Annotated in this window: 14 protein-coding genes and 5 tRNA genes; 14 read left to right on the forward strand and 5 right to left on the reverse strand. The window is 53.0% G+C overall.

Annotated features, from left to right (window positions below; all coding sequences use genetic code 11):
* Window positions 1-8 precede the first annotated feature (8 nt).
* On the reverse strand, window positions 9-557 hold the full coding sequence (gene seqA, locus A6013_RS26930) for a replication initiation negative regulator SeqA (protein WP_028012363.1): 549 nt from the start codon (window positions 555-557) through the stop codon (window positions 9-11).
* Window positions 558-740: 183 nt separating this feature from the next.
* Between seqA and ybfF the strand changes: the two genes are divergently transcribed.
* The 4 genes from ybfF (at window position 741) to fur (ending at window position 3351) form a co-directional block, all read left to right on the forward strand.
* On the forward strand, window positions 741-1514 hold the full coding sequence (gene ybfF / locus A6013_RS19050; protein WP_045630861.1) for an esterase: 774 nt from the start codon (window positions 741-743) through the stop codon (window positions 1512-1514).
* 128 nt (window positions 1515-1642) lie between these two features.
* Entirely contained in the window at window positions 1643-1930 is a 288-nt protein-coding gene (ybfE, locus tag A6013_RS19055; RefSeq protein WP_014883017.1) for a LexA regulated protein, read from the forward strand.
* Between the two features lie 155 nt (window positions 1931-2085).
* Window positions 2086-2616, forward strand: a complete 531-nt coding sequence (fldA, locus tag A6013_RS19060; protein ID WP_008501067.1) for a flavodoxin FldA — start codon at window positions 2086-2088, stop codon at window positions 2614-2616.
* A gap of 288 nt (window positions 2617-2904) precedes the next feature.
* The gene (gene fur / locus A6013_RS19065) at window positions 2905-3351 is read left to right on the forward strand and encodes a ferric iron uptake transcriptional regulator (RefSeq protein ID WP_028012361.1); all 447 of its coding nucleotides are present in this window, start codon (window positions 2905-2907) and stop codon (window positions 3349-3351) included.
* A gap of 92 nt (window positions 3352-3443) precedes the next feature.
* On the opposite strand, the gene chiQ is transcribed toward fur, so the two are convergent.
* From chiQ to nagE, 4 genes are all read right to left on the reverse strand, one after another.
* On the reverse strand, window positions 3444-3770 hold the full coding sequence (gene chiQ / locus A6013_RS19070) for a ChiQ/YbfN family lipoprotein (RefSeq protein WP_028012360.1): 327 nt from the start codon (window positions 3768-3770) through the stop codon (window positions 3444-3446).
* A gap of 47 nt (window positions 3771-3817) precedes the next feature.
* Window positions 3818-5215 (reverse strand): chitoporin, encoded by a 1398-nt coding sequence (gene chiP, locus A6013_RS19075; RefSeq protein ID WP_028012359.1) that lies wholly within the window; start codon window positions 5213-5215, stop codon window positions 3818-3820.
* Between the two features lie 447 nt (window positions 5216-5662).
* Entirely contained in the window at window positions 5663-7330 is a 1668-nt protein-coding gene (gene glnS, locus A6013_RS19080) for a glutamine--tRNA ligase (protein ID WP_041910779.1), read from the reverse strand.
* A 155-nt stretch (window positions 7331-7485) separates the two neighbouring features.
* A complete protein-coding gene (gene nagE, locus A6013_RS19085) occupies window positions 7486-9438 on the reverse strand; it encodes a PTS N-acetyl glucosamine transporter subunit IIABC (protein ID WP_028012357.1) in 1953 nt (650 codons plus the stop codon).
* Window positions 9439-9766: 328 nt separating this feature from the next.
* Between nagE and nagB the strand changes: the two genes are divergently transcribed.
* The 10 genes from nagB to A6013_RS19135 all read left to right on the forward strand — a co-directional run bounded on the left by nagB (window position 9767) and on the right by A6013_RS19135 (window position 16408).
* Window positions 9767-10567: a glucosamine-6-phosphate deaminase gene (gene nagB, locus A6013_RS19090; protein WP_028012356.1), complete on the forward strand. Its 801-nt coding sequence runs from the start codon at window positions 9767-9769 to the stop codon at window positions 10565-10567.
* Window positions 10568-10622: 55 nt separating this feature from the next.
* Entirely contained in the window at window positions 10623-11771 is a 1149-nt protein-coding gene (gene nagA, locus A6013_RS19095; RefSeq protein WP_028012355.1) for an N-acetylglucosamine-6-phosphate deacetylase, read from the forward strand.
* 8 nt (window positions 11772-11779) lie between these two features.
* A complete protein-coding gene (locus tag A6013_RS19100) occupies window positions 11780-13000 on the forward strand; it encodes an N-acetylglucosamine repressor (RefSeq protein WP_028012354.1) in 1221 nt (406 codons plus the stop codon).
* Window positions 13001-13045: 45 nt separating this feature from the next.
* Entirely contained in the window at window positions 13046-13798 is a 753-nt protein-coding gene (gene nagD, locus A6013_RS19105; RefSeq protein WP_028012353.1) for a ribonucleotide monophosphatase NagD, read from the forward strand.
* Between the two features lie 250 nt (window positions 13799-14048).
* Window positions 14049-15713 (forward strand): asparagine synthase B, encoded by a 1665-nt coding sequence (gene asnB, locus A6013_RS19110; RefSeq protein ID WP_045261094.1) that lies wholly within the window; start codon window positions 14049-14051, stop codon window positions 15711-15713.
* 227 nt (window positions 15714-15940) lie between these two features.
* A tRNA-Met gene (locus A6013_RS19115) sits at window positions 15941-16017 on the forward strand.
* A 7-nt stretch (window positions 16018-16024) separates the two neighbouring features.
* Window positions 16025-16109, forward strand: a tRNA-Leu gene (locus A6013_RS19120).
* A gap of 23 nt (window positions 16110-16132) precedes the next feature.
* Window positions 16133-16207: transfer RNA gene (locus tag A6013_RS19125), tRNA-Gln, on the forward strand.
* Between the two features lie 32 nt (window positions 16208-16239).
* Window positions 16240-16314: transfer RNA gene (locus A6013_RS19130), tRNA-Gln, on the forward strand.
* Window positions 16315-16331: 17 nt separating this feature from the next.
* Window positions 16332-16408 (forward strand) — tRNA-Met (locus tag A6013_RS19135).
* Window positions 16409-16447 lie beyond the last annotated feature (39 nt).

The following is a 16447-nucleotide window of genomic DNA, read 5'->3' on the forward strand; positions in this document are numbered from 1 at the left end:
TGCAAGGGTTAAATTGTACCGCAAACCTTTTCAATCAATTCCGCCGGGAACTGCATGGACTGCATGATGTGTTCAATCATGCTGCACTTGCGGCCCGTATTGGTATTGGTGATCACCCAGTACGGAGTGCCAGGGACATGTTTAGGTTTGGTTTGATTGCCATTTTGCAGCAGCGTCTGCTCGTCGCCCGCGAAATAGACGCGGGTACGGCCGTGCAGCGACTCGGTCGCTTCAGCAAACGCTTTGTTATCCAGGGAGTAAAGTGTAGACAGCACCAGCATAAAACGGTTAACCGCCTTTTTCTGCTCCGCATATTCGTCGGAGAGCAGCAGTTCGCGCATCGCGCGCACTTTATCTTTTACCGGCGTCACGGCAGGTTTTGCTTGTGCAGCAACGCTCGGCTGAGACACGACATCTTTGGTAACTGGGGTGGCAGGCTGTGAAGCGGCGGAAATTTTAAGCATGCGCCGTAAAATGTCGGACGCGCTCTCCCCGATATGCCGCGTCTGGCTGGCAATATACTGATAGAGTTCGTCATCAACTTCGATTGTTTTCATCTTAATCCAGTGCGATATCTTATCTGAATACAAGTCATTGGGATTATAAGGTCAAATCCCAACAGCGGATAGCGTCAAACCAGGTTGGCGGCAAAAGTCAGATTAAACTGGAACCTTGCAGCCGGGCGGCAGAATGGTCAACATGATACCCTAACCTGACATACGTAAAAAAAGAACTTTGCCATGAAATTGAATACCCGAGCGCAAACTGCACAATCGCCGAACAATAATTCCCCCATCGTGCTGGTTCATGGACTTTTTGGCAGCCTGGATAACCTGGGCGTGCTGGCCCGCGATTTGGTTACCGATCACGATATTTTACAGGTCGATATGCGCAACCACGGGCTTTCCGGCCGCTCAGACGAAATGACCTATGCGGCAATGGCACAGGATCTGCTGGATACGCTGGACGCGCACAACCTGCAGAAGGTGACCCTCATCGGGCATTCAATGGGCGGTAAAGCGGTTATGGCGCTCACCGCGCTGGCGCCAGAGCGAATTTCCGGGCTTGTGGTGATTGACGTTGCGCCTGTGGATTACGACGTTCGCCGTCACGATGAGATTTTCGCGGCGATCAATGCCGTAACCGAAGCTGGCGTTTCCACTCGTCAGCAGGCGGCAGCGGTTATGCGTGAGCATCTTGATGAAGAAGGCGTGGTGCAGTTCCTTTTGAAGTCGTTTGTTGACGGGCAGTGGCGTTTTAACGTGCCGGTGCTGTGGGACCAGTACAACAACATCGTGGGCTGGGAAACCGTTCCCGCCTGGCCGCACCCTGCCCTCTTTATTCGCGGCGGTAACTCTCCTTATATTACCGACGCGTACCGCGACACGCTGCTGGCACAATTCCCGCAGGCGCGCGCCCACGTCATTGCCGGTGCCGGACACTGGGTGCATGCGGAAAAACCTGATGCTGTACTGCGCGCCATTCGCCGCTATCTCGCTGATACTGCAAATTGATTAAAAAGAGAGCGACTGGAAGATGACGGGCTTCCAGTCGTTGGCGTGCCGTTTTTGGTGATGTATGATGGCGCGCTTATCGCCCGGGCTTTAGCAGGGCGGCGTGTTTCCCCCGAAGTCTCATAATCATGGCCAAAGAACAAACGGACCGTACGACACTAGATCTGTTCGCGAATGAGCGTCGACCGGGACGACCGAAAACGAATCCGCTTTCGCGCGATGAACAGCTGCGTATCAATAAACGCAATCAGCTTAAACGCGATAAAAATCGTGGGCTTAAGCGTGTCGAACTGAAGCTCAACGCCGACGCGGTCGATGCGCTTAACGAACTGGCAGAGGCGCGTAACATCAGCCGCAGCGAGCTTATTGAAGAGATGCTCATCGCCCAACTTGAGACGCTGCGCAGCCAGGCATAAGTCTGAAAAACCCCTTTATCGCCCTTTTCATGTAGCACAGAGTGCAGTCCTGCGCGATAGCGGTTTCCGCACGGTTGCCAGTTCTGCTATTATTGCCCTTATCCGTGGCCGAATTGCGCCACCATACCATTAAGTTTCAAGAGGTTATTTTACTCATGGCAATCATCGGCATTTTCTTCGGCAGTGATACCGGCAATACCGAAAATATCGCAAAAAACATTCAGAAACAGCTCGGTAAAGACGTTGCTGATGTGCATGACATCGCCAAGAGCAGCAAAGAAGATCTCGAGGGCTATGACATTCTGCTGCTGGGTATTCCAACCTGGTACTATGGTGAAGCCCAATGCGACTGGGACGATTTCTTCCCGACGCTTGAAGAGGTGGACTTCAACGGCAAGCTGGTTGCCCTGTTCGGTTGTGGCGATCAGGAAGATTACGCCGAGTACTTCTGTGATGCGCTGGGGACGATTCGCGACATCATTGAGCCTAATGGCGCGGTTATTGTGGGCCACTGGCCGACTGCCGGTTACCACTTCGAAGCTTCTAAAGGCCTGGCCGATGACGATCATTTTGTCGGACTTGCCATTGACGAAGACCGTCAGCCAGAACTGACCGCAGAGCGTGTAGAGAAGTGGGTTAAACAGATCCGCGAAGAACTGCATCTGGACGATATTCTCAACGCCTGATTTTTTACGGCGCAACGCGGGTTGCGCCCCTTTTCCAGGTAAAACCGATTAAATTAATTGCTACAAACTTTTAACTTTTTCGTCCAGACCTGTACAATGTCTCCCTGGCAAAATGTGGTTTCCATTGAGCAAGTTTGTAGGTGATACCACGTTTTTATAAGCATACTTTGCCTGAGACTTGCAGTTTTCATTTAGGCATGGCAGTTCTATAATGAGACGCATTATCCCAGGTGCATTTTCTGTCACTTCCCAGAGAAGTGAATCGTTTAGCAACAGGACAGATTCCGCATGACTGACAACAATACCGCATTAAAGAAGGCTGGCCTGAAAGTAACGCTTCCTCGGTTAAAAATCCTGGAAGTGCTTCAGGGTCCAGACAATCACCATGTCAGTGCGGAAGACCTTTATAAACGTCTTATCGACATGGGTGAAGAGATTGGGCTGGCTACCGTATATCGCGTGCTGAACCAGTTTGATGACGCGGGCATTGTTACCCGTCATAATTTCGAAGGCGGTAAATCTGTATTCGAACTGACCCAGCAGCATCACCACGATCACCTGATCTGCCTCGATTGCGGCAAGGTCATTGAATTTAGCGATGATTCCATCGAAGCGCGTCAGCGTGAAATCGCAGCTCGTCATGGCATTCGCCTGACCAACCACAGCCTGTACCTTTACGGTCACTGCGCTGAAGGGGATTGCCGCGAGAATGAACACGCTCACGACACAAAATAAGTTAGCGTTCATACTCTGAGCCAGCCGTAAGGTTGGCTTTTTTTTGCATTAAAAAAGCCCGGTCAGCAAAGTGCCACCGGGCGTAGATCAACTCATTTGTTGTTATTGCGTATCTCGTTCCAGATTTTATCGCAACGCTTCGCCACTTCCTGATCGTTACCGGTTTTACGTGCCTGGATGCAGGCCTGATAATCCATCACGCGAACATTCTCCTGCGTCGCGAACGCCTCATGCGCTTTCTCTTTCTTTAACACATTTAGCACGCTCTGGCAGGCTTCAATCTTCTCAGGCGATCCTTCCGCGGTATTAATACAGGCGCTATACGCCTCCTTCAGACGGGCGTCCTCTTTCGGCGCCTGAGTCTGAACACACGCCACCAGCCCTGATGCCATCAGCGCGACGATTACGATTTTTTTCATCATATGCAGTCTCCAGACCGGCGGGACTCAGCCCGCCGGTGTGCTCATCAGAAGATGGTGAATGGGGCGATAACCATGAATTTGACGTCACGTTCATCCTGGAAGATGTTGCCGTAACCGCCCGCATAGCTTGGGATATCGGAGTGGTTGTCATACTGCGTAAAGTGCAGCTTGAACATCGTGCCTTTCGCGCGGCCATCCTGCAGGGTGTAGATAGCATCCAGGCTGTAGGAGGACTCTTTCAGGCGATAGTTTGGATCGTAGTACGCATCCGGCGTCGCCATGTCTGCTGGTTTTGCATCCCAGGCGTAAGCGTAAGAAGCGCCCACCGCCCAGCCCGGCAGGTTCCAGTTTTTCAGGTCATACATGGCGCCGAAGAAGACCGCTTTCTCGCCGTCGGCGTTGAAGTCTGAGCGGTTATCCCACCAGATATCCAGACGACCGTTGGATGAGGCATAGGTCGGCGTCATACGCTGCAGGAAGTAGCCCTGCTGCCCTTCAGCCTTCACCCATGTGCCTTCCAGACGCAAATCAACCTGACCGACCTTGTAGCCGAAGGTTAACGCCTGCAGCCACGCGGTACCGTTATAAATGTCATTTACGCTGCCATCGCTGACCTTATCGCGCGTACCGTAGAACTGGTAGCTGGTGCTCAGCGGACTACCGGCGATATCAAATTTGTAGCTGGCTTTAGCAAAATACTGATCGATATAGCCTTCCGCCTGACCAAATGCAGCTTCCAGAACCAGATCGTTTTTAAAATCGTACTTCGCGCCCAGCGAGTGGAGGTAATCGACTTTGGTTTTCTTATCGTTCTGGTAGAACTTGTCCATCTCAATGTGCCACGGCGCTTTGTACTCGTTGGTCCACATATAGGAGAAGCTCAACGCACCTGCATCACCATAGTCAAAGTTAGCCCCGGCCTCTGCCCCCTGATAGGTACCAGGCATAAAGCTCCAGTGCGGCGCTAACAGCGTCTGGCCGGTTGGCTGAATATAGCCCCCACGCGCCCATACCGGGCCGTATTTGAATTTCGCTGCGGCCTTATAAAGGCTGATACCGCTTTTATCCCCCGACCAGTCTTCGTCATAGGCTTTATTACTGGAGGAGAAGGCAATTTCGTTCGGGTGGCCGCTGTCGCCATTTTCAGCCATTTCAATCGCCGTAAACGCGGCAATATCCAGACCGAACATATCGGCGGCGTAGCCTGACTGGAAGTCCAGGTTGGCGTTCCAGGTGGAGTGAGAGAGGTTGGTTTTGTATTTATCTTCTGTGACATCTTTACGGTCACGTTCACGCTGCCAGTAATAAATACCGCCAGTGAGGGTAGAATCTTCGATGAAACCTGCTGCTTTTGCCTCTGGTGTCACCACCAGGCCCGACATTGCTGTCACACCGGCAATAGCCAGCGCCAGCGCACTACGTTTGCCACTGAACGTACGCATAGATTATTCCTCTTTGACGAATTAAAACGCCTTAAACGGCGAAAATATAAAAGACCAAAAGGCCAGGGGTAGTTATAAATACCCTCGAATTAACTACCGTCTTTAGGTTATTTTTCGCGACGCGAATTATCAATGCTTTTCAGTGGGCAAAAGTCAGGATTATGACGAAGTGCACATAATTGGTAGTGCTTTGTAACATTTGGCCGGATGCGAGGTGTGACGGGGGTAGAGCAGGTAATTTCGGCGTATAAGATCGTAATAAAACCCGTATTTGTCTTTATTCTCCATTTTATGAAACAGACAAACTTTTTTCAGAAAAATAAGTAGCACCGCATTGACCAAAAATTTTAGCTGGCCTAATTACGGGCCTACTTTAACAATATGATCATTAAATAAAAAAACGCCGCTATAAGCGGCGTTTGTTTCTCATTGACCAGTGCAGCGTTATTATTCGCCGATCTTGGTCCAGGTATCACGCAGACCTACGGTACGGTTAAATACCGGTTTTTCTGCCGTGCTGTAACGGCTGTCCAGGCAGAAGTAACCTTCACGCTCGAACTGGAACGCTTTGCCCGCTTCAGCGGCTTTCAGCGATGGCTCCGCATAACCTTGCTTGATCACCAAAGATTCCGGGTTGATGGTCGCCAGGAAGTCTTCAGCCGCACCCGGGTTAGGTACGCTAAACAGACGATCGTACAGACGAATTTCTACCGGCAGCGCGTGGGAAGCGCTCACCCAGTGGATCACGCCTTTCACCTTGCGGCCGTCTGCCGGATCTTTGCTCAGCGTCTCAGCATCGTACGAACAGAAGATGGTGGTAATGTTACCTTCAGCATCCTTCTCTACGCGCTCGGCTTTGATGACGTAGGCGTTACGCAGACGAACTTCTTTACCCAACACCAGACGCTTGTACTGCTTATTGGCTTCTTCACGGAAGTCAGCACGGTCGATCCAGATCTCACCGCTGAACGGCACGTCGCGGCTTCCCATTTCCGGTTTATTCGGATGGTTAGGCATAGAGACCAGCTCGCTTCCACCCTGCGGGTAATTTTCAATCACCAGTTTCACCGGATCGATAACGGCCATCGCGCGCGGGGCGTTTTCGTTAAGATCTTCACGAATGCAGGATTCCAGAGACGCCATTTCGATGGTGTTGTCCTGCTTGGTCACGCCGATGCGTTTGCAGAACTCACGAATAGAAGCGGCAGTGTAACCACGACGACGCAGGCCGGAGATGGTCGGCATGCGCGGGTCGTCCCAGCCCTCAACGTGCTTGTCGGTCACCAGCAGGTTCAGCTTACGCTTGGACATCACGGTGTATTCCAGATTCAGACGAGAGAACTCATACTGACGCGGATGCACAGGAATGGTGATGTTATCCAGCACCCAGTCGTACAGACGACGGTTATCCTGGAACTCCAGCGTACACAGCGAGTGCGTAATCCCTTCCAGCGCATCGCTGATGCAGTGGGTGAAGTCGTACATCGGGTAGATGCACCACTTGTTGCCGGTCTGGTGGTGTTCTGCGAACTTAATGCGGTACAGCACCGGATCGCGCATCACGATAAACGGCGACGCCATATCGATTTTGGCACGCAGGCACGCTTTACCTTCTTCGAAGCCACCGGCACGCATTTTTTCAAACAGCGCCAGGTTCTCTTCCACGCTGCGATCGCGGAACGGGCTGTTTTTGCCTGGTGCAGTCAGCGTACCGCGATACTCGCGGATTTCGTCCGCAGACAGCTCATCAACGTAGGCCAGACCTTTGTTGATCAGCTCCACCGCGTAGGCATACAGCTGATCAAAATAGTCAGAGGAGTAGCAGATATCGCCAGACCAGTTGAAGCCCAGCCATTGCACGTCGTTTTTAATGGACTCAACGTATTCGATGTCTTCTTTTACTGGGTTGGTGTCATCGAAACGCAGGTTGCACTGCCCCTGGTAGTCTTGCGCAATGCCAAAGTTCAGGCAGATCGATTTCGCGTGACCAATGTGCAGGTAGCCGTTCGGCTCCGGCGGGAAACGCGTATGTACCGTGGTGTGCTTACCACTGGCCAGATCTTCATCGATGATCTGACGAATAAAGTTACTCGGGCGGGCTTCTGCCTCACTCATCGTGGATTCCTCAAAGCGTAAACAACGTATAACGACATATGATCTTATAAGCCGGACGAAGAGACAACCTTTATGTCACGGAAAAAACGTTACCCATAAAAAAAGCGGCGGAGGATATCCCCCGCCGCTTAAGGCATGACTCTACTCAGGAGCGATTACTTGCCTTTAATCTCATACAGCGGTGTCTGACCCGCAACCACCTGACCTTTCGCCTGGAGTACCAGACCGCTAAAGTCGTCGATGTTGCTGCACACGACCGGACTAATCATCGAGCGCGCGTTGGCGTTCAGGAAGTCCAGATCCATTTCCAGAATCGGCTGACCTGCCACCACTTCGGCCCCCTCTTCCACCAGGCGAGTAAAGCCCTGACCGTTCAGCGCTACGGTATCGATGCCCATATGGACAACGATCTCCGCGCCTTTTTCGGTTTCGAGGCAGAACGCATGGTTGGTGTTGAAGATTTTCACGATGGTGCCTGCCGCCGGAGACACAACGGTTTTGTCCGTTGGTTTCACCGCCACGCCGTCACCGACCGCTTTGCTGGCGAACGCTTCGTCAGGCACCTGCTCAAGGTCAACCACGTCACCCGTTACCGGAGAGACCAGCGCGGCCACCGTCACGGCGTTAGGCACGGCCTGCGGCTTCGCTACCGGGGCAGCCGTCGACGCAGGTGCGCTGTCGGCTGATGCCGCCGCGACCGGGCCACGGGCAACCACTTTCTTCATTTCGTCGCCAATGGATTCCGCTTTGGCGCCTACGATAACCTGGATAGTTTGTTTGTTCAGTTTAACCACGCCCGATGCACCAAGGCGTTTACACATTGCGTCGCTTACGCGCGCCGAGTCACCCACCGTCAGACGCAGACGGGTGATACAGGCATCAATCGCTTTCAGGTTGTCAGTCCCACCGACGGCAGCGATATAGCTGGTCGCCAGCTGAGTCAGCCCCTCTTCGGTATTGCTGTTGGCTTCGTTGGTGACCACTTCGTCTTTGGTATCTTCGCGGCCTGGTGTTTTGAGGTTAAACATACGAATAACCGCAGTGAACAGCACGAAGTAGATGACGAAGAAGACCAGACCCATTACCACCAGCATCCAGACGTTTTTGCTTGCCGCTGGCAGGTTGTACATCAACACGTAGTCGATCGCGCCTGCAGAGAAGGAGAAGCCAGCATGGATGCCCAGCAGGGTCGCCACAAACAGGCTGATACCGGTCAGGACCGCATGCATGAGGTACAGCACCGGCGCCAGGAACATGAACAGGAATTCCAGCGGCTCGGTTACACCGGTCAGGAACGCGGTAATCGCAACGGACAGCAGCATGCCGCCAACCATTGGGCGACGCGCTTTTGGCGCAGCCAGGTACATTGCCAGTGCAGCGCCCGGCAGACCAAACATCATGATTGGGAAGAAGCCAGACATGAACATACCCGCGGTGCCGTCACCCGCATAGAAGCGGTTGATGTCGCCATGGAATACGGTGCCCGCAGCATTGGTGAACTCACCAATCTGGAACCAGGCGATGGTGTTCAGCACCTGATGCAGACCGGTTGGGATCAGCAGACGGTTGATAAAGCCAAAGATACCTGAGCCCACTGCACCCGCAGAAACAATCCACTCGCCGCCCGCATGGATAGCATGCTGCACCGGCGGCCAGACGTAGCCAAAGATAGCTGCCAGGATCAGGCAGAAAAAGCCCGTCGCAATTGGCACAAAACGTTTACCGCCGAAGAAGCTCAGGAAGTCAGGCAGTTTGATACCCGCCCAGCGGTTGTACACGGCACCACCGACCAGACCGGTAATGATACCCGCCAGTACACCCATGTTGATTTCCGGGTTGATGGTTACCATCGCTTTCGTGAGGATGAAGTAACCTACCGCCCCTGCCAGTGCCGCAGCACCGGCGCTGTCTTTTGACCAGCTTGACGCCACGCCGATGGCGAAGATCAGCGCAAGGTTGTCAAAAATGGCGCCGCCAGCCTGGGCAATAAACGGCACGTTAAGAAGATCGGGTTGCCCGAATCGCAGCAGCAACGCTGCAACCGGTAGCACGGCGATAGGGAGCTGCAAAGCCCTACCGAGGCGCTGGAAAAAACCTAAAATATTCATCCTATTCCCCCTACGAGACCCATTATTAAGACTCGCGCATAAACTATGTTTTTATTGTGTCACGAACGATAGATACAGTTGATGATTCACTGGCAGTCTGAGTGTGTGAAAAATTAATTCGTATCGCAAATTAAACACCTATTTTTTGTGATTATTGTCACCAAATATCGTATTCCCTCCTCCCTTTCACTGGCTAACAGCCAAAACTTATTTTATCATTCAAAAAATCAAGACGGATTGATCCGACCTGAAAGGTTCCAGGTTACGCTTAAGCATCAGGTTCCGATACCCATCCGCCCACTCTTCTACTTAAACTTTGAGGTGAACAATGAGACTGATTCCCCTGGCAACTGCTGAACAAGTCGGTAAATGGGCCGCTCGCCATATCGTTAACCGTATTAATGCCTTCAAGCCTACTGCCGATCGTCCCTTCGTTCTTGGCCTTCCAACGGGTGGTACCCCACTGACCGCGTACAAAGCGCTGGTTGAAATGCATAAAGCGGGCCAGGTTAGCTTTAAACACGTTGTGACCTTCAACATGGACGAATATGTCGGCCTGCCAAAGGAGCATCCTGAAAGCTACCATAGCTTCATGCACCGCAATTTCTTTGATCACGTTGATATCCCAGCTGAAAATATTAACCTGCTGAATGGAAATGCGCCTGATATTGACGCAGAATGCCGTCAGTACGAAGAAAAAATCCGTTCTTACGGTAAAATCCACCTGTTCATGGGTGGCGTGGGCAACGATGGTCATATCGCGTTCAACGAACCAGCTTCTTCTCTGGCTTCCCGTACCCGTATTAAAACGCTGACCCATGACACCCGCGTGGCAAACTCCCGCTTCTTTGACGGTGACGTGAACCAGGTTCCAAAATACGCCCTGACCGTTGGCGTAGGCACCCTGCTGGATGCCGAAGAGGTGATGATTCTGGTACTGGGCGGCGTGAAAGCGCAGGCGCTCCAGGCAGCCGTTGAAGGCAACGTTAACCACATGTGGACCATCAGCTGCCTGCAGCTGCATCCAAAATCAGTCATCGTCTGCGACGAACCGTCCACGATGGAGCTGAAGGTGAAAACGCTGAAATACTTCAACGAGTTAGAAGCTGAGAACATCAAAGGTCTGTAATTGAATAACCGCCTCTTCTGTCAGAGGCGGTCGCTTTTTTTAACCGGGGGTCGATATGTACGCTTTAACCCACGGTCGGATTTATACCGGCCATGAAATTCTGGATGACCATGCGATTGTTATCGCCAATGGCCTGATTGAACGTGTTTGCCCGCTGGCGGAACTGCCGCCGGAGATAGAACAGCGCTCACTCAATGGAGCAGTAATCTCCCCCGGTTTCATCGACGTACAGCTTAACGGCTGCGGCGGTGTGCAGTTCAATGACACCGCCGAGGCGGTGACGGTTGAAACGCTGGAAATCATGCAGAAAGCTAACGAGAAATCAGGCTGCACCAGCTATCTGCCGACGCTCATCACCAGCAGTGATGACCTGATGAAACAGGGTATCCGCGTGATGCGCGAATACCTCGCCAAACACCCGAACCAGGCGCTGGGTCTGCATCTGGAAGGGCCATGGCTGAACATAGTGAAAAAAGGCACGCATAACCCGGATTACGTGCGCAAGCCGGATGCTGAACTGGTCGACTACATGTGTGCCAATGCTGATGTGATCGCTAAAGTGACGCTGGCGCCTGAAATGACCGGTACTGAGGTCATCAGCAAACTGGCTGCCGCCGGGATTGTGGTTTCAGCAGGCCACTCAAACGCCACGCTGAAAGAAGCCAAAGCGGGCTTCCGTGCCGGCATTACCTTTGCGACCCACCTTTACAACGCCATGCCGTATATTACCGGCCGTGAACCGGGTCTGGTCGGGGCGATTCTCGACGAACCAGACGTCTACTGCGGCATTATCGCAGATGGCATGCACGTTGATTACACCAACATTCGCAACGCCAAACGGCTGAAAGGTGACAAGCTCTGCCTGGTCACCGATGCCACCGCGCCAGCAGGTGCAAATATTGAGCAGTTCATTTTTGCTGGTAAAACAATATACTACCGCAATGGACTGTGTGTGGATGAAAACGGTACGCTGAGTGGCTCCTCTTTGACCATGATTGAAGGGGTGCGTAATCTGGTGGAGCATTGTGGGATTGCGCTTGATGAAGTCCTGCGTATGGCCACCCTTTATCCGGCTCGCGCCATCGGCGTGGATAAACAGCTCGGCGGAATTGCACCAGGTATGGTTGCAAACCTGACGGCATTCACACACGATTATAAAATTATTAAGACCATCGTTAATGGTAACGAGGTCGTCACTGAGTAAGTAAAAGTATGACACCAGGCGGACAAGCTCAAATCGGTAATGTCGATCTCGTTAAACAACTTAACAGTGCGGCGGTTTATCGCCTGATTGACCAACATGGTCCAATCTCGCGGATCCAGATAGCCGAACAAAGCCAGCTTGCTCCCGCCAGCGTGACAAAAATTACCCGCCAGCTCATTGAGCGCGGTTTGATCAAAGAAGTCGATCAGCAGGCCTCCACCGGGGGCCGCCGCGCCATCTCTATCATTACCGAAACCCGTAACTTTCAGGCCATTGGCGTCCGGCTTGGTCGTCATGACACCACGCTCACGCTGTACGATCTGAGCAGCAAAGCCATTGCGGAAGAGCACTACCCGCTGCCCGAGCGCACTCAGGAGACGCTGGAACACGCGCTGCTGAATACTATCGCGCACTTTATTGAAAGCTGTCAGCGCAAGATCCGCGAACTGATCGCCATCTCCGTCATTCTGCCGGGCCTGGTCGACCCGGAAAGCGGTGTGATCCGATACATGCCGCATATTCAGGTTGAGAACTGGGCGCTGGTCGACGCGCTGGAAAAACGCTTTAAGGTGACCTGCTTTGTCGGCCATGATATTCGATCTTTAGCGCTGGCTGAGCACTACTTTGGTGCGAGTCAGGACTGTGAAGACTCTATTCTGGTGCGCGTACACCGCGGTACGGGCGCAGGCATTATCTCCAATGGCCGTATTTTTATTGGTCGTAACGGTAACGTTGGCGAGATCGGCCACATCCAGGTTGAACCGCTCGGCGAACGCTGCCACTGCGGCAACTTCGGCTGCCTTGAAACCATCGCCGCCAACACGGCCATCGAGCAGCGCGTTCGCCACCTGCTTGAGCAGGGTTATCAAAGCCGCGTCACGCTGGACGATTGCAAGATAGGCACCATCTGCAAAGCCGCCAATAAAGGCGACGCGCTGGCCTGTGAGGTGATCGAGCAGGTAGGTCGCCATCTGGGGAAAACCATCGCCATCGCCATTAACCTGTTTAACCCGCAGAAAGTGGTGATCGCCGGAGAGATTGTTGAAGCGGAAAAGGTGCTGCTGCCCGCCATCGAAGGCTGTATCAACACCCAGGCGCTGAAAGCATTCCGACAGAACCTCCCGGTGGTTCGTTCGAAGCTTGACCATCGCTCGGCGATTGGCGCGTTTGCGCTGGTCAAGCGCGCCATGCTCAACGGGATCCTGCTCCAGCATTTGCTGGAATCCTGATCGGACCTTATAGTAACGCCTTCTTTTTTTGATGTCGGAATGTCCATGACCATTAAGAATGTAATTTGTGATATCGACGGCGTGCTGATGCACGACAACGTTGCCGTGCCGGGTGCTGCGGAGTTTCTTCACCGCATCATCGACAAAGGAATGCCACTGGTTCTACTCACGAACTACCCTTCCCAAACCGGTCAGGATCTGGCGAACCGCTTTGCCACCGCAGGCGTCGACGTGCCGGACAGCGTGTTTTATACCTCCGCAATGGCAACGGCGGATTTCCTGAAGCGTCAGGAAGGAAAAAAAGCCTACGTGGTCGGTGAAGGCGCGCTGATCCACGAGCTGTATAAAGCAGGCTTTACCATTACCGATGTGAACCCGGACTTTGTGATCGTGGGTGAAACGCGCTCCTTTAACTGGGAGATGATGCATAAAGCAGCCTACTTTGTCGCCAACGGTGCACGCTTTATCGCCACCAACCCGGATACGCACGGCCGTGGTTTCTATCCGGCCTGCGGCGCGCTGTGCGCCGGTATTGAAAAAATCTCGGGCCGTAAGCCTTTTGTTGTCGGCAAACCGAGCCCGTGGATCATCCGCGCCGCGCTGAATACGATGCAGGCACACTCAGAAGAAACCGTCATTGTTGGCGACAACCTGCGCACCGATATTCTGGCTGGCTTCCAGGCAGGGCTTGAAACCATCCTGGTACTTTCTGGCGTCTCGCAGCTTGATGACATCGATACGATGCCCTTCCGACCTAGCTGGATTTACCCCTCTGTCGACGAAATCGACGTTATTTGATTCTGAACCACGTCCCAGGGCGTGGTTTTTCATTTTCAGCTTATATAAACAAAACACCATCTAACAAAAAACCATTTTCATTGCATAATCATCAATAAAAGGATGCGTGACGTACTCTTTTTTCACTATTCCGCAATCACTATTGCACTATTTCCGTTTTGGCCCGTAAAACCCTTGCGCCCCTCCCCCCTTTTGCGGCATTTTCATAAGCAAGCAACATCACAATGCAACAGGGTTAACGGAGAAGGTTATGTGTTCAATTTTTGGCGTACTGGATATTAAAACTGACGCGGGCGAACTGCGTAAAAAAGCACTCGAATTGTCCCGCCTGATGCGCCATCGCGGCCCGGACTGGTCAGGCGTTTACGCCAGCGACAAAGCGATTCTGGCTCACGAACGCCTGTCGATTGTTGACGTCAACGCCGGTGCACAGCCGCTGTATAACGAGAAAAAAACGCACGCGCTGGCTGTCAACGGTGAAATTTATAACCATCAGGCGCTGCGCGCCGAGTACGGCGACCGCTACGCCTTCCAGACCGGCTCTGACTGTGAAGTGATCCTGGCGCTGTATCAGGAGAAAGGCCCGGAGTTCCTCGACGAGCTGCAAGGCATGTTTGCCTTCGCGCTGTACGACAGCGAAAAAGACGCTTACCTGATTGGCCGTGACCATATCGGTATTATCCCGCTGTACATGGGGCACGATGAACACGGCAACTTCTATGTCGCGTCCGAAATGAAAGCCCTGGTGCCGGTCTGCCGCACCATCAAAGAGTTCCCGGCGGGCAGCTATCTGTGGAGTAAAGACGGTGAAATCCGTTCGTACTACCAGCGCGACTGGTTTGACTATGACGCGGTGAAAGACAACGTGACGGATAAAGCCGAGCTGCGTCAGGCGCTGGAAGATTCCGTGAAAAGCCACCTGATGTCAGACGTGCCTTACGGCGTACTGCTCTCCGGCGGTCTGGACTCCTCCGTGATCTCCGCGATCACCAAGAAATTCGCGGCTCGTCGCGTGGAAGATCAGGAGCGCTCCGAGGCCTGGTGGCCGCAGCTGCACTCCTTTGCCGTGGGCCTGGAAGGGGCACCGGATCTGAAAGCCGCGCAGGAAGTGGCAAACCACCTCGGCACCGTGCACCATGAAATTCACTTCACCGTGCAGGAAGGCCTGGATGCGATCCGCGATGTGATCTATCACATTGAAACCTATGACGTGACCACCATTCGCGCCTCCACGCCGATGTACCTGATGTCGCGTAAGATCAAGGCGATGGGCATCAAGATGGTGCTCTCCGGCGAAGGTTCTGACGAAGTGTTTGGCGGCTACCTGTACTTCCACAAAGCGCCAAACGCCAAAGAGCTGCATGAAGAGACCGTGCGTAAGCTGCAGGCGCTGCATATGTTCGACTGTGCGCGTGCCAACAAAGCGATGTCAGCCTGGGGCGTGGAAGCGCGCGTGCCGTTCCTGGATAAGAAATTCCTCGACGTGGCGATGCGCATCAACCCGCAGGATAAAATGTGCGGCAACGGCAAAATGGAAAAACATATCCTGCGTGAATGTTTTGAATCTTACCTGCCGGCGAGCGTGGCATGGCGTCAGAAAGAGCAGTTCTCTGATGGCGTTGGCTACAGCTGGATCGACACCCTGAAAGAGGTGGCGGCGAAGCAGATTTCTGACCAGCAGCTGGAAACCGCAAGCTTCCGCTTCCCGTACAACACGCCGGGCTCGAAAGAAGCGTACCTCTATCGTGAGATCTTTGAAGAGCTGTTCCCGGTGCCGAGCGCTGCCGAGTGTGTTCCTGGCGGTCCGTCAGTGGCCTGTTCATCCGCGAAAGCCATTGAATGGGATGAATCTTTCAAGGCGATGAACGATCCATCGGGGCGTGCGGTAGGCGTTCACCAGTCCGCCTACAAATAATCACAACCATTTCAAACAGGCCCCTCAGGGGCCTGTTTTTTTTGCCTCACATTTCACCACCAAAAACCGATTAATAACCAATAATTGCCGAATATTCGGCCACGCTGTTCGCAACCTAACCAAACAGTCACATTCCGGCTATTTTCGTTGAAAAAGGTGTTGACGCTGCAAGGGTCTATACGCATAATGCGCCCCGCAACGCCGATAAGGTAACGCGAAAAAAAGATGGCTACGTAGCTCAGTTGGTTAGAGCACATCACTCATAATGATGGGGTCACAGGTTCGAATCCCGTCGTAGCCACCATCTTTTTGCGGGAGTGGCGAAATTGGTAGACGCACCAGATTTAGGTTCTGGCGCCGCAAGGTGTGCGAGTTCAAGTCTCGCCTCCCGCACCATTCCCGGGTAAGCGTTGCACGGATGGGGTATCGCCAAGCGGTAAGGCACCGGTTTTTGATACCGGCATTCCCTGGTTCGAATCCAGGTACCCCAGCCATATTTCTTCGATTTTGCGGTTCTCCGCGGTATTGGGGTATCGCCAAGCGGTAAGGCACCGGTTTTTGATACCGGCATTCCCTGGTTCGAATCCAGGTACCCCAGCCATCGAAGACTGCAGTACTGGCTACGTAGCTCAGTTGGTTAGAGCACATCACTCATAATGATGGGGTCACAGGTTCGAATCCCGTCGTAGCCACCAAATTAAGATTATCGATTTGTTTCGGTAATAAAAAATTGT

The sequence above is a fragment of the Enterobacter sp. IF2SW-B1 genome (genome assembly GCF_001743375.1).
In the GTDB taxonomy this organism is placed as follows: Bacteria; Pseudomonadota; Gammaproteobacteria; order Enterobacterales; family Enterobacteriaceae; genus Enterobacter; species Enterobacter bugandensis.

Bases quoted from the DNA above. Each gene is read 5' to 3' on its own strand.
- seqA (WP_028012363.1), bottom strand. From the start codon at position 557: ATGAAAACAATCGAAGTTGATGACGAACTCTATCAGTATATTGCCAGC.
- ybfF (WP_045630861.1), top strand. From the start codon at position 741: ATGAAATTGAATACCCGAGCGCAAACTGCACAATCGCCGAACAATAAT.
- ybfE (WP_014883017.1), top strand. From the start codon at position 1,643: ATGGCCAAAGAACAAACGGACCGTACGACACTAGATCTGTTCGCGAAT.
- fldA (WP_008501067.1), top strand. From the start codon at position 2,086: ATGGCAATCATCGGCATTTTCTTCGGCAGTGATACCGGCAATACCGAA.
- fur (WP_028012361.1), top strand. From the start codon at position 2,905: ATGACTGACAACAATACCGCATTAAAGAAGGCTGGCCTGAAAGTAACG.
- chiQ (WP_028012360.1), bottom strand. From the start codon at position 3,770: ATGAAAAAAATCGTAATCGTCGCGCTGATGGCATCAGGGCTGGTGGCG.
- chiP (WP_028012359.1), bottom strand. From the start codon at position 5,215: ATGCGTACGTTCAGTGGCAAACGTAGTGCGCTGGCGCTGGCTATTGCC.
- glnS (WP_041910779.1), bottom strand. From the start codon at position 7,330: ATGAGTGAGGCAGAAGCCCGCCCGAGTAACTTTATTCGTCAGATCATC.
- nagE (WP_028012357.1), bottom strand. From the start codon at position 9,438: ATGAATATTTTAGGTTTTTTCCAGCGCCTCGGTAGGGCTTTGCAGCTC.
- nagB (WP_028012356.1), top strand. From the start codon at position 9,767: ATGAGACTGATTCCCCTGGCAACTGCTGAACAAGTCGGTAAATGGGCC.
- nagA (WP_028012355.1), top strand. From the start codon at position 10,623: ATGTACGCTTTAACCCACGGTCGGATTTATACCGGCCATGAAATTCTG.
- A6013_RS19100 (WP_028012354.1), top strand. From the start codon at position 11,780: ATGACACCAGGCGGACAAGCTCAAATCGGTAATGTCGATCTCGTTAAA.
- nagD (WP_028012353.1), top strand. From the start codon at position 13,046: ATGACCATTAAGAATGTAATTTGTGATATCGACGGCGTGCTGATGCAC.
- asnB (WP_045261094.1), top strand. From the start codon at position 14,049: ATGTGTTCAATTTTTGGCGTACTGGATATTAAAACTGACGCGGGCGAA.